Here is a 12,015-nt window from a genome sequence, read left to right on the forward strand (position 1 = left end):
GCAATGCCCACCCCATGCCCCGGATCAGCCCCTGCGCCCGCCGCGCCAGGCGTTACCGGCGCTCAATCCACAAGCTCCCTGACCTCCCTCGGTTGGCCGTTCATTTACCTGACCTGTCACTTGTGAGGAAGGCCCCACCATGCCTGCTATTTCTGCGCAGCGTACCGCTTGGGCGGCGCTGCTTAAACGTTTGCATTTTTATATTGGCCTGTTCGTTGGGCCGTTTTTGTTGGTTGCCGCCCTGAGTGGGGTGCTGTACGCGCTCACCCCGCAGCTAGAGAACTGGCTGTATGCCAGCGCGCTGCACACCGACGCCCGTGGCCCGGCGCTTACCCTGGCGCGGCAGGTGCGGCTGGCCCAGGCCCGGGTCGGTGACAACCTGGCGGTGGCCGCCGTGCGCCCGGCCGTGGACGAGGGTAGCACCACCCGGGTGATGTTTAGCGCCCCCGGCTACGGCGCCTCGGAGCACCGCGCGGTATTTATCGACCCGGTGAACGGTGAAGTGCGCGGCGACATGGCCGTATACGGCACAAGCGGCGTGTTGCCGTTACGCACCTGGCTGGACCAATTCCACCGTGGTTTGCTGCTCGGTGACGTTGGCCGCTTGTACAGCGAACTGGCGGCGTCGTGGCTGTGGGTGGCGGCGTTGGGCGGTGTGTGGCTGTGGTGGCAACGGCCGGGCGCTGGCCGCCAGGGTGGGCTGCGCGGCCTGCATGCCAGCAGTGGCCTGTGGCTGCTGTTGGGCTTTTTGTTCTTCTCGGCCACAGGGCTTACGTGGTCCCAATACGCGGGGGGTAACATCGGCGTGCTGCGCGCGCAATTCGGCTGGGCGACCCCCAGTGTGAATACCCAACTCGGCCACGCCCACGGCGGCACGGCCATGGGCGGTGAACACGCCGAGCACCACATGGCCATGGATGGCGCCCCGATGGCGCTCGACCCTCAGGTGTTCGACCAGGTATTGGCTGCCGCCCGCGCGGCTGGTATCGACGCCAGCAAGGTCGAGATCCGCCCGGCCTTGGCGGCGAACACGGCCTGGGTGGTCAATGAGATAGACCGTAGCTGGCCGACCCAGGTCGATGCGGTGGCGCTCGACCCTTCCACCCTTGAAATCGTGGGCCACACTGAGTTTGCGCGGTTTCCACTGGCGGCCAAACTCACCCGCTGGGGCATCGATGCGCACATGGGCACGTTGTTCGGTCTGGCCAATCAACTGCTGTTGGTGACCACCGGCTTGGGGCTCTCGGTGATGGTGGTACTGGGCTACCTGATGTGGTGGCGCCGGCGCCCGGCACTCGGCCATGGCCCCACGCTGCTGGCCAGTTGGCGGCAACTGCCCGGGCGGGGCCGCCTGGCTGTGGTGGCGGCCGCCGGGTTGTTCGGCCTGTGCCTGCCGGTGATGGGGGCCAGCCTTGTGTTGCTGCTGGCTTTTGATGCAGGGTTGAGCCTGCGCCAGCGCGGTGTACCGGCGGCGCTGGCGCCATAGCCCGCCAGTCCCCCGTGCGAACGTCTGAACACTACACCGGGCCTGCGGGCCTGTTCATAATCTGCCCTGGGAACTCACGAGTATGGCCATCGAAAAAGTCGCAATCATCACCGCCGGTGGCAGTGGCATGGGCGCCGCTGCCGCGCAACGCCTGGCCGCCGACGGGTACCGGGTGGGCGTGCTGTCGTCATCCGGCAAGGGCCAGGTGCTGGCTGAACAGTTAGGGGGCGTTGGCGTGACCGGCTCCAACCAATCCACCGAAGACCTGGGCCAATTGGTAGAAAAGGTCATGGCCCGCTGGGGCCGCATCGATGTGTTGGTCAACAGCGCGGGGCATGGCCCACGGGCGCCACTGCTTGAGATCAGCGACGAGGACTGGCACCGAGGCATGGACACCTACCTGCTGAACGTCATCCGCCCCAGCCGGCTGGTGGCGCCGATCATGCAGGCGCAGCAAGGTGGGGCGATCATCAATATCTCCAGCGCCTGGGCGTTCGAACCCATCGATTTGTTTCCGACCTCGGCAGTGTTTCGCGCGGGGCTCGCCGCCTTTACCAAGTTGTTCGCCGACGGCTACGCCGAACACAACATTCGCATGAACAACATCCTGCCCGGCTGGATCGACAGCCTTCCAGCCACCGATGCGCGCCGTGCCAGCGTGCCGCTCAAGCGCTACGGCACTCGCGAGGAAATCGCTGCCACGGTGGCGTTTTTGGCAAGCGACGGTGCTGCCTACATCACCGGGCAGAACCTGCGGGTGGATGGCGGTTTGACGCGCTCGGTCTAGCGCGGTGGGCCAGGCGGGGGAGAGTAGCGTTTGGCTTTTCGTTCATCCCGCTGCGCTGCGCGGATGTGGTGTTTCAGGCGTTCGCACACGCATTGACGGTTGTGTTTTGTGGCGAGGCATCGCGGGCTATGGCCAGTAGCGGCAACCCAACCCGGCTGCAAAAGGTACTCTCAAAATTGCGCAGCCAACGGCTGAAGCACTACCCAGCAAGGGCGCACAAGTTGCCGGGGCGGCGGCTGGCAAACCCGGCCGAAAGGTAGCAGTTGTGCAAGCCATCGGCCTGCCACGCATAGCGTGCCTACGGGGTTACAAGCTGGCGACGCCACCATCGACCAGCAGCTCCGTTCCAACGACGAAGCGCGATTCGTCGGATGCCAAAAAAACCGCGGCCTTGGCCAGTTCCCAGGGCGTGCCCATACGGCCAATGGGCACCAGTGCACGGACCTGCGCCCGCAGGGCCTGCTGTTGCTCGGGTGTAGGTGCCAGCTTGGCCAACGCGGGGGTTTCAGTCGGGCCGGGGCTCAAACCGTTGACCCGGATGCCGCGTGCCAGCAGTTCAGCCGACAAGGTGCGGGCCAACGACAGCAAGCCGGCCTTGCTGGCCGCGTAAGCGCTGCTTTGCGCCAGCCCGATATGGGCGCTGGCCGAGCCGCAGAGTATTACCGATGCGGGGTCGGCCAGCAGCGACGACATCGCTTGGATCAGGAAAAACGGCCCTTTGAGGTTGGTCGCCATAAGCCGATCCCAGCGAGCCTCGTCCCATGCTTGCAATGGCAAGTGAGTGACGTCGCCCGCATTGATGTACAGCACGTCCAGCCGGGGCCACTGGCGGGCCAGTGCTTGCGCCAGCGCGTGTTGCTCATCGATGGCCCCCGCATCGCAGCGGATCGCCAGCGCCGCCTTGCCCAGTGCCTGCCGCGCACATTCCAAGGCGGTTTCATCGCGGCCGGTGACGGCCACGGTGGCGCCTTCGGCCATGAATTGGCGCGCGGTTTCCAGGCCGATACCGCTGGTGCCGCCGGTGATGAGGGCAAACTTATCGCGTAGCCGGTTCATGGTGTGCTTTCCGTGATTATTCATCGAAAAGCCAGTATTCCTCCCAGTAGTATCCTTTGTATAGTAGGCACCTGTTGGATACTAACTAGGCTAATGGAGCTTATGGCACCGCCACTGTCCCCCTCGCACACACCACCTCCCGTACCCGCCGATACGGGCGAACGCTGCCCGATGGTGAGCTTCGTTAACCTGGTGTCGGGTAAGTGGGCCATTCCCATCCTGTACCGCTTGATCGTCATTGGCGCGCCTGTGCGTTTCAGCGAACTGCAACGGGCGGTGGCCCCTATCACGCAGAAAGAGCTGACGCGGCAGTTGCGCTTGTTCGAGCGGCGAGGGTTGGTTCGGCGCAAGGTATACGCTGAGGTACCGCCGCGGGTGGAATACCAAGTGACCGAATTGGGCCGCTCGTTACGGCCGACCCTCGATTCACTGGCCGGCTGGATGCGCAGCCATGGCCAGGGGCTGGCCCAGGGTTACCCCGGTGCCGATCTGGCCGGTGAACGCAGTGCCCCAAAGGGCGGCGACTAGTGGAGCGCCCCGGCGGTAGGCAGCGCTATTTTGACGACGCTGCCGGCTTCGGCTTTTAGCCCGCGCAAAAGCACAACCGAAACCAGCAACCGGATTAACTTCACCGGCCCAGCACCCCCCAGGTTTCGGCGCCGGTGCGGTATAGCCCACGATAAATGCCTACACCGCCACGGCGAAACTCACCTGCGTCATCCAGCCACCCAGACATGAGCATGCCGTGGGCTTGCAATAGATGCACGCGGGAACCGGGCCGCCACCCTGCCATCGTTTCGTAGGCAGCAAAGGCATTACGTACTTCCTGAATCTCGCGGGGCAGTCCGAGGGCACGCTTGCCACCAAGCACGGCGGTCACTTGCTCAAGGCTCAGGGTGTTGTTTTCGATGGCCAGCGAGGCCTGGATGGTGCAAATGCGATTGCCACGGTGCAGGTGGGGGTGAGCTCCGATTCTCGAAGCGCTAGAGCCGCCCCACCTGCTCGCTGACTTCCGAGACCAACGAGAGTATGTGGGGTGTAGGGTTCACGGGGGCTGATAACGACTCAAGGGCTTCTCTGTCTGGATCGGCAAATCCGGGCGGTAGTGCGGGCGAGCACGTACTGAGGCTCCGGCGCTGGGTGATGGTACACCGATCTACTTGTACGGTTACCGGTTCAGGGAACCCTTGCCGGCCCGTAATTAGGGGCAATGAGCAGGGACGCATGATTTAGGTTGGCCCACCGTCGCTGAGTCCGTGAGCAATGCCAGCTACCGCAATGCCGGGCGCCCCGACAGCGGCCTGCATCCCTATTAAGGCGCCCTTATATGCCCCGACGGATGGATCACCCATGGGGGATGTTCCGCCGAAAAGCGTTCTCACTTGCGAGGTATGGGGCGCCGCCGGTAGTGCTCGCGCCCGCACTGGGTCAGGCGCGGCTGGAAGGCATTCACGGCGTTTGGTTTTCCGACGTCCTTGACGAGTCATTTGTATTCTGTTTTAAGTAATATAAATATCAGTACATTCCTTATTTGAGAATATAATGGACTCGGAATCGCTCAAGATCTTCTGCTCGGTGGCGGCCGAGTTGAGCATTACCCATGCGGCAACGCGGCTCGGGCGGGCGCCCTCCAACGTCACCACCCGCATCCAGCAACTGGAAGCCGATATCGGCACCGAGCTGTTCGTGCGCACAGGCAAACGCATGGCGTTGTCCACGGCGGGTGAGCGCTTCCTTGATTACGCGCGCCGGCTGCTGGCGCTGGAGAGCGAGGCCAGGCACGTGGTGACGGGAGGGCGCGAGGGCGGCACGCTACGCGTCGGCAGCATGGAAAGCACCGCCGCCAGCCGCTTGCCATCGCTGCTGGCCGGTTACCACGCGCGCTATCCAACGACGCGGCTGGAACTCATCACCGGCCCATCGCGGCCACTGCTTGAGCAAGTTCGAACCGGCAGGCTGGACTGTGCCTTCGTCGCACTGCCGCCGTCATTCGCAGGGGCCAGCGCGCTGGGTGAACTAGGGCTGGCGGCGGCGCCGGCCTGGCGCGAAGACCTGCGGCTGTTGCTGCCTGCCAGCGAATCGGCTGTGTGCCGTGCCGCCGACGTGCGTACGCGCTCCTTGGCCGCGTTTCCCCTGGGGTGCGTCTATCGCAGTATCGCCGAGGATGTGTTGGGGGTTGCCGGCTCGACCGAATGGAAGGTGCAGGAAATGGCGTCCTACCATGCCATGATCGCCTGTGTCGCGGCGGGCAGTTGCGTGACGTTGCTGCCCGCGAGCGTACTCAAGCTGCAGAGCGTGCCCACTGCCATGAAGGCGCTGCCCGCAGGGCGTGCCGATACCCTGCTGGTGTGGCGTGAAGGATACGACGTGCCTGCGTTTCGCCACTTGCTGGATCAACTGGGCGAGGCCGGCAAATGACCGCCTTTATTCGATCAGCGGATTTGCGGAATCTGCGCTCTGCTGCTGAAGCTGCATTGGTCATGGCCGTGGGCATGGGTTTCGGCCGCTTTGCCTTCACCGCCGTGTTTCCACATATGCTGCAAGACGGTGTGCTCAGCTTACGCGCAGGCAGCTTTGCCGCCTCGGCCAACTACGCCGGCTATCTTCTCGGTGCGCTCCTCGCGGTTCGGGCGCAGGCGCGCAATGCGCATCGCCTGTGCCTATGGTCGGTCATCGGCACGGCCATCTGCCTGGCGGTGTTGGCACTGCCGGTGCCTATTTGGGCCATCGTCGCGGTGCGCGGCTTGGCCGGGGCGTTCAGCGCGCTGTCGATGGTGGCCGCATCGCTGTGGCTGTTGCAGCACCGAGGGCATTTGCGGGGCGCACCGCTGTTGTATGCCGGCGTTGGCATCGGCATCGCCTTGTCGGCCGAACTGCTGGTGCTGGGGGCGCATGCCGGCTTGCGCAGCGCCGGCATGTGGTTAATGTTGGGCCTGGTGGCCCTGGCCATCGGCCTGGCGGCAGCACCTGGCCTGATCGCCAGCGCCAGCGAAACCCAGGGCGTTGCCACCCCGCCCGGGCCTTCGACGGCGCCATCGGTGTCGGCGTGGCCACTGGTCACGATCTACGGGTTGGCGGGCCTGGGATACATTGTGACGGCAACCTACCTGCCGCTGCTGGTTCACGCCGTGTTGCCCGATCTGAACCCAGCCCACGTCTGGGCGCTGTTCGGCCTGGGCGCCGTGCCTTCTTGCTTCTTATGGCACCGCATCCACGAACGGTTGGGCACCCGCAGTGCGCTGCAGTTGAACCTCGTTCTTCAAGCCCTGGGGGTGGCACTGCCTGCCTTAACCCCGTCGGCTGCCAGCTATGTGCTGAGCGCTTTGCTCGTTGGCGGGACGTTCATGGGCACTGTCACCATCGCCATGCCCGCCGCACAGCGCATCGCACGCCAGGCGGGAACGAACTTGCTGGCGACGATGACCCTTGTCTACGGCGTCGGCCAAATCGCAGGCCCCGTGCTGGCCGAGACGCTGCGGGGGCACAGCCACACCTTCGCCAGTTCCCTGCTGGCAGCCAGCGCCGCATTGTTGCTGGCTGCGCTGGTAAGCCTTCGCCTTTAGCGCTGATCGAAGCACCGTGTCGGCTGAAGAAAAACCGGAGCAACATCAAAGCCGTCGAGGCTCCGTACGCCGCTACATCACATTGGACGCGATCCAGCGAAGCGGTCGATGCGAGCAAGCGCCTCACCCACTGGCCAGCGGGGGCAGGTGCCTGCTAGCGCCGGGCGGCACCCCCATGATGCGCTTGAAGGCGCGGCTGAAGGCGGACTGGGAGGTGTAGCCGAGGCGCTGCGCCACGGCCTCGATAGGCTGCTTGTCCTGGGTCAGCCACTGGCTGGCGAGGCGCATCCGCAGCTCGGTGGCGTAGCGTAGTGGCGGCGTGCCGATGGTGGCTTGGAAGCGTTCGGCGAACACCGAGCGGGAGGTATGGCATTGCGCCGCCAACTCCGCCACGGTCCAGTCGCGGCCTGGATGGCGGTGCAGCGCCAGAATGGCGCGGGCGAGCCGAGGGTCGCGCAGCGCGGCCACCAGGCCAGATGCGTTATCACAGCCGCATTCGACCCAGCCACGCACGATCATCGACGCCACCACATCCGCGAGCCGTGCAAGGATGCCGGCGAAGCCGATGCGCCCGGAACAGATTTCGAGCTTCATGGCGGCGAGGATCGGCAGAAGCCCTGGATAGCGCTCGCCTGTGGCATCCACCACCATCAGGCCAGGCATCAGCCGGCCAAGGCCCTGCATGCCGCCAAGGTCAAACGCCATGCACCCGTAAAAAAGGATAGTGCTCGGGGTGATGCCGCTGGTGGGGCATGCATTGACCGCGCACACGGTGTCGCCTAGCGGGGCCGCTTCGAAACTGCCGATGTCCTGGGCCGGGAGGTCCGGGCTGGACACAAGCTGGTGAGCTCCGCCCTGGGGTATGAACACAGCATTGCCAGCCGTGAGTGGGTGCAGGGTGCCGTCGTCGGTGCGCAGGATGGCAGCGCCGACGGCGAGAAAATGGAAGTAGGCATGCCCGGGCTTGGCCCCGAAACTCAGGCCGAAGGAGGGGCCGGTTTCAATGCGGCGGTACTGAACGCCACGCAGGCGCATGCCGGTCAGCAGTTCGCTGATGAGGTCGGACGATAGGGCGAATGGATCTGGGGCAGCCATTTTCGGGGTTTCAATCAAATATTGGAGATTTTCTATCATAGATCATCCCGTTTTTCACGCCTAGAATCCGGTTTTGATGGTTTTCTAAGGGTGTTTTGCGATGAGTGACTGTGTTTGTGATGCGGTAGGCGACCCCAGCCAGGGCAACGCACCCGCGATAGCGCCGGCGTCGCCGGCCTGGATGGCGGTGTTCTCGCTGGCGATGGGGGTGTTCGGGTTGTTAACGGCAGAGTACCTCCCGGCCAGCCTGCTGACGCCGATGGCTGCCGGATTGGGGGTATCGGAGGCGCTGGCGGGCCAAGCGGTGACCGTCACCGCAGTGGTGGCGCTGTTTGCCGGCTTATTGGTACCGAGCCTGACACGCGGGATCGACCGGCGGGTGGTATTACTGGGCTTTTCCCTGTTGATGATCGCCTCCAATGTACTGGTGGCCTTATCGTCCAACTTGGCGGTGCTGCTGGCGATGCGGGTACTGCTCGGCATCGCCCTGGGTGGCTTCTGGAGCATGGCGGCGGCGGTGGCGATGCGCCTTGTACCTGCAGCGCTGCTTCCTCGCGCGCTGTCGATTATCTTCAGCGGCATTGCGGTGGGCACCGTCGTCGCAGTGCCGTTGGGTAGTTACCTGGGCGGGTTGTATGGCTGGCGCAGTGCTTTCGTGGCCGCTGCCGCCGTAGGGGTGGTGACGCTGGCCTTCCAGTGGTTCACGCTGCCGCCTATGGCAGCACGCAGAACGGCACGGCTCAGAACAGTGCTGGACCTGCTGTTGCGCCCTGGCATTGCCGTGGGAATGCTAGGCTGCGTACTCGCACACACGGGCCACTTCGCGCTGTTCACCTATATCCGCCCGTTCCTGGAAAGCACCGCGGGCGTTGGGGCAGACGGGCTGGCGCTGATGTTGTTGGGGTTCGGGGTGGCGAACTTCGCCGGCACCCTGCTGGCCGGTTGGCTGATGGAACGCAGTTTGCGCGGGACACTGGCATTGATGCCTGGCTTGGTCGGCGTGGCGGCGTTTGCGTTGGTGCTGCTGCCTGCCTCTGTCACGGGGCAGGCGTTGTTGGTGGCGATCTGGGGGATGGCTTTCGGCGGCGTGCCGGTGGCCTGGTCGAACTGGGTAGCGCGTTCGGTGCCCGATCAGGCGGAAAGCGCAGGCGGTATGGTCGTAGCCTCGGTGCAATCGTCCATCGCCGCCGGGGCCGCTGCGGGGGGCGCGATGTTCGCCTTCAGCGGCATAGCAGGTGTGTTTATCGTTGGTGGAACGCTGATGCTGCTCGCGGCGCTGCTGATCGCGCTGCGGGTCAAGGTCGAAGCCCCGCGGCACGGCGCAGGGGCTAGTCCTACGCTACATCTTTAACAGTGGACCATAAGGCAGCACCCACCGCTTCCACCCTTTTGAAAAAACGGGCATTGGGCACCGCGAGCCACACCATGGCCAGTTGGCGTTATGTAGGGATCGCTGGGCGAAGGCACAGGTAAGCGGTAGCAGCCCTATAATCAAAGCCGGCTGACGATGCAGGTTCCTCTCTCGGCGCCGTATCAACGGGGATTTACCGTAAACGAGATAACCGGGTACTCAAGCAGAGGCATTATGGACAGCAATAGCAGTGCCGGCGCTATCGCGTTATCGTTGGAAAAAGGGCGCTTGGATATTACCTTCATTCACACGTTCCTGAGCACCTCGAGTTGGGCGGCTGGCATTTCCCGGGGCCGTGTCGAGACCAGTATTGCCAACAGCCTGTGCGCGGGCGCCTACGATGGGCAGCAACAGGTTGGCTTCGCTCGATTAGTGACTGATTTTGCCACCTTTGGTTATCTCTGCGATGTATTCGTCGGCGCTCGGTACCGTGGGTTGGGGCTGGGGCGCCGGCTGTCCGAAACGTTATTGGGCGTACCGGAGGCCCAGTCACTGAGGCGCATATTACTGGCGACCACAACCGCCCCTTGGCTGTACGAAAAGCTTGGCTTCACGCCTGTTAACCAACCCAATTACCTGTGGCAAGTGCACCGCCCCGATATCTATTCACGCTAAGGCGGCGAGAGTGCCCGTGCGGTGGGAGCCAGCGCACGGGCCACTCAATGAGCCCGGTTATGCCTCGCTGAGTGCCACGGCATCGGCGCCTGCGGGAATGCGCATCGGCGCCAGGGGGTCTGTGACTGCCCGCCACACCGCTTCGGCGACATCCTGCGCCTGGGTGATCGGTGTCGAGGTGCTGCGCACGGCCTCGAAAACACGCTGGGTGAACTGCGCATAAGCCTCCGGCAGGCTGTCGCCCGTCAGCAGGTGGGCGTTTTCGCCAAAGCGCGTGGAGGGCGCGCGCCCCGGCAGCACCACCCGCACGCGGATGCCAAAGGGGGCCAATTCCAGCGCGAGTGACTCGGTGAACGCATTCACCGCGGCTTTGCTTCCCGTGTACACCGCCAGCAGCGGCAGGGATTTAAGCGTCACGCTCGACGTTACATTCACCACTACGCCCGCGCGCCGTTGGCGGAATTGCGGCAGTACGGCCTGCGTCATGGCAATAGTGCCAAGGGTGTTCGTCTCGAATACCTTGCGCACCTCAGTTAATTCGACCCCTTCCAGGGGCGCCAGCATGCCAACGCCGGCATTGTTGACCAGCGCATCGATGGGCCCTGCGGCATCGATGCAGCGGCGGATGCTCTCGGCGTCTGTCACGTCCAGCGGCAGCAGCCGCAGGCGCTCCGAGCGGGGTAGCAGGCTCTCGTCAGGCGTGCGCATGGTAGCGACGACGCGCCAGCCTTTGTCCAGAAAATATCGAGCAGTCTCAAGCCCGAAGCCGGACGAACAGCCGGTAATCAGGGCAGTGGGGGTGGTCGCCATCGGCAACCTCCAGTGGATGATTGACGCCCTCACGATAGAACGCGCCAGCCGGACTTGATACGTTTGAACGTCTGTTTTCTTGTCGAGATCGTCCAGCATGGTCGACCCACTGGCGGAGGTGGTGGCGCTGCTACAGCCCACGGCGCCTTTCTCCAAACTTGTGATCGCGTCGGCCCCTTGGGCAGTGCGCCGGGCCGAGACGGGCCGGCCGTATTACTTCGTGGTGCTCGAAGGCCGTTGCCATTTGATGATCGACGGTGCTTGCGCTCACCACACCCTCACCCTGAAGCCGGGAGACTTCGTGTTGATCCCGGCTGCGCGCGGCTTCGCCACCTCGAGCTTGGACCGGCAGCCACCTTACGAAGAAGAAACCCTCACCACGGCCATCACCCCGATGCCTGGCGGTGCGCGCATCGGCGACCCAGACGGCGCCGTGGATGTACGCATGCTCGTTGGCCATTGCGTATTCGGCTCGCCAGACGCAGCGCTGTTGGTGTCGTTGCTGCCGCAGTGGGTGCATGTCAGCAACGAGCCGCGCCTGGCCACGCTGGTGCAACTGGTGGGCGATGAATCGCGCAGCGATCGGCCAGCACGGGAGATGGTGATGGCGCGCCTGCTTGAAGTGCTGCTGATCGAGGCCCTGCGCTCGACGAGCAACACGGCGGGCTCCCCAGGGCTGGTGCGCGGCTTGGCCGACCCCAAGCTGTCATTGGCGCTGCGGCGCATGCACGAGCAGCCGGCAAAGGCCTGGTCGGTCGCCCAACTGGCTGGCGAGGCAGCCATGTCACGCTCGACGTTCTTCGAGCGGTTCGGCGGCACGGTCGGTATGGCGCCGATGGAGTACTTGCTCGCGTGGCGCATGGCGATTGCCAAACAACTGCTGCGCACCGGTGAGCTTGCCATCGCCGAAATCGCCTCGCGCGTCGGCTACAGCTCGGTGAGCACCTTCGGCGTCGCCTTCACCCGGCACGTTGGCGTTGCGCCGGGGCGATACGCTACGGCCAAGGCCCATGGAGAGTTGCCCTGAAGTGTGTGTTCGGGCGGCGACCTCAGCCGTAACGTTATACTGGCGACCGGCACCCTTGTACAAACCCTATACGCACCTATGCCATCTATCGTTTTTGTCCCCCCGGCCCGTTGACCCCACGCGGGCACAACAGGTTAACTGTATATCAATACAGTTATGCAGTTG

General features: G+C 64.2%; 12 protein-coding genes. 8 read left to right on the plus strand and 4 right to left on the minus strand.

The features are described from left to right. Positions 1–139: 139 nt before the first annotated feature. Both HAQ05_RS20710 and HAQ05_RS20715 read left to right on the plus strand, forming a co-directional pair. Positions 140–1,486 carry a PepSY-associated TM helix domain-containing protein gene (locus tag HAQ05_RS20710; RefSeq protein WP_190424052.1) on the plus strand — a complete coding sequence of 449 codons (1,347 nt, stop codon included), beginning with the start codon at positions 140–142 and terminating at the stop codon, positions 1,484–1,486. Between the two features lie 82 nt (positions 1,487–1,568). Beyond that, on the plus strand, positions 1,569–2,273 hold the full coding sequence (locus HAQ05_RS20715; RefSeq protein WP_190424054.1) for an SDR family oxidoreductase: 705 nt from the start codon (positions 1,569–1,571) through the stop codon (positions 2,271–2,273). Positions 2,274–2,579: 306 nt separating this feature from the next. On the opposite strand, the gene HAQ05_RS20720 is transcribed toward HAQ05_RS20715, so the two are convergent. Then, on the minus strand, positions 2,580–3,329 hold the full coding sequence (locus HAQ05_RS20720; RefSeq protein WP_190424056.1) for an SDR family oxidoreductase: 750 nt from the start codon (positions 3,327–3,329) through the stop codon (positions 2,580–2,582). A 102-nt stretch (positions 3,330–3,431) separates the two neighbouring features. Here HAQ05_RS20720 and HAQ05_RS20725 point away from each other — a divergent pair, with 102 nt between their 5' ends. Beyond that, positions 3,432–3,857, plus strand: coding sequence for a winged helix-turn-helix transcriptional regulator (locus HAQ05_RS20725; RefSeq protein ID WP_190424058.1), 426 nt, complete (start codon positions 3,432–3,434; stop codon positions 3,855–3,857). A 100-nt stretch (positions 3,858–3,957) separates the two neighbouring features. Here the strand turns inward: HAQ05_RS20725 and HAQ05_RS20730 are convergent, their stop codons facing one another. Next, positions 3,958–4,209, minus strand: a complete 252-nt coding sequence (locus tag HAQ05_RS20730) for a Fic family protein (protein WP_238936556.1) — start codon at positions 4,207–4,209, stop codon at positions 3,958–3,960. A gap of 662 nt (positions 4,210–4,871) precedes the next feature. Here HAQ05_RS20730 and HAQ05_RS20735 point away from each other — a divergent pair. Next, entirely contained in the window at positions 4,872–5,747 is an 876-nt protein-coding gene (locus tag HAQ05_RS20735; RefSeq protein WP_190424061.1) for a LysR substrate-binding domain-containing protein, read from the plus strand. Next, complete coding sequence (locus tag HAQ05_RS20740; RefSeq protein WP_190424063.1) at positions 5,744–6,892, plus strand: YbfB/YjiJ family MFS transporter; 1,149 nt, start codon at positions 5,744–5,746, stop codon at positions 6,890–6,892. The genes HAQ05_RS20735 and HAQ05_RS20740 overlap by 4 nt, the downstream gene beginning before the upstream one ends. 123 nt (positions 6,893–7,015) lie before the next feature. Here HAQ05_RS20740 and HAQ05_RS20745 read toward each other — a convergent pair whose 3' ends face one another. Further along, the gene (locus HAQ05_RS20745) at positions 7,016–7,987 is read right to left on the minus strand and encodes an AraC family transcriptional regulator (protein ID WP_190424065.1); all 972 of its coding nucleotides are present in this window, start codon (positions 7,985–7,987) and stop codon (positions 7,016–7,018) included. A 100-nt stretch (positions 7,988–8,087) separates the two neighbouring features. Between HAQ05_RS20745 and HAQ05_RS20750 the strand changes: the two genes are divergently transcribed. Together HAQ05_RS20750 and HAQ05_RS20755 are read left to right on the plus strand one after the other, a co-directional pair. Further along, positions 8,088–9,338: an MFS transporter gene (locus HAQ05_RS20750; protein ID WP_190424067.1), complete on the plus strand. Its 1,251-nt coding sequence runs from the start codon at positions 8,088–8,090 to the stop codon at positions 9,336–9,338. 234 nt (positions 9,339–9,572) lie between these two features. Next, positions 9,573–10,013, plus strand: a complete 441-nt coding sequence (locus HAQ05_RS20755) for a GNAT family N-acetyltransferase (RefSeq protein WP_190424069.1) — start codon at positions 9,573–9,575, stop codon at positions 10,011–10,013. 57 nt (positions 10,014–10,070) lie between these two features. On the opposite strand, the gene HAQ05_RS20760 is transcribed toward HAQ05_RS20755, so the two are convergent. Beyond that, positions 10,071–10,823 (minus strand): SDR family oxidoreductase, encoded by a 753-nt coding sequence (locus HAQ05_RS20760; protein WP_190424071.1) that lies wholly within the window; start codon positions 10,821–10,823, stop codon positions 10,071–10,073. Between the two features lie 79 nt (positions 10,824–10,902). On the opposite strand from HAQ05_RS20760, the gene HAQ05_RS20765 reads away from it, so the two are divergent. Further along, positions 10,903–11,850, plus strand: a complete 948-nt coding sequence (locus tag HAQ05_RS20765; RefSeq protein ID WP_202988102.1) for an AraC family transcriptional regulator — start codon at positions 10,903–10,905, stop codon at positions 11,848–11,850. Positions 11,851–12,015 lie beyond the last annotated feature (165 nt).

This window comes from Pseudomonas typographi, assembly GCF_014694385.1.
GTDB classification, from domain to species: Bacteria; Pseudomonadota; Gammaproteobacteria; order Pseudomonadales; family Pseudomonadaceae; genus Aquipseudomonas; species Aquipseudomonas typographi.

Bases quoted from the DNA above. Each gene is read 5' to 3' on its own strand.
- HAQ05_RS20710 (WP_190424052.1), top strand. From the start codon at position 140: ATGCCTGCTATTTCTGCGCAGCGTACCGCTTGGGCGGCGCTGCTTAAA.
- HAQ05_RS20755 (WP_190424069.1), top strand. From the start codon at position 9,573: ATGGACAGCAATAGCAGTGCCGGCGCTATCGCGTTATCGTTGGAAAAA.
- HAQ05_RS20750 (WP_190424067.1), top strand. From the start codon at position 8,088: ATGAGTGACTGTGTTTGTGATGCGGTAGGCGACCCCAGCCAGGGCAAC.
- HAQ05_RS20735 (WP_190424061.1), top strand. From the start codon at position 4,872: ATGGACTCGGAATCGCTCAAGATCTTCTGCTCGGTGGCGGCCGAGTTG.
- HAQ05_RS20725 (WP_190424058.1), top strand. From the start codon at position 3,432: ATGGCACCGCCACTGTCCCCCTCGCACACACCACCTCCCGTACCCGCC.
- HAQ05_RS20760 (WP_190424071.1), bottom strand. From the start codon at position 10,823: ATGGCGACCACCCCCACTGCCCTGATTACCGGCTGTTCGTCCGGCTTC.
- HAQ05_RS20740 (WP_190424063.1), top strand. From the start codon at position 5,744: ATGACCGCCTTTATTCGATCAGCGGATTTGCGGAATCTGCGCTCTGCT.
- HAQ05_RS20715 (WP_190424054.1), top strand. From the start codon at position 1,569: ATGGCCATCGAAAAAGTCGCAATCATCACCGCCGGTGGCAGTGGCATG.
- HAQ05_RS20720 (WP_190424056.1), bottom strand. From the start codon at position 3,329: ATGAACCGGCTACGCGATAAGTTTGCCCTCATCACCGGCGGCACCAGC.
- HAQ05_RS20745 (WP_190424065.1), bottom strand. From the start codon at position 7,987: ATGGCTGCCCCAGATCCATTCGCCCTATCGTCCGACCTCATCAGCGAA.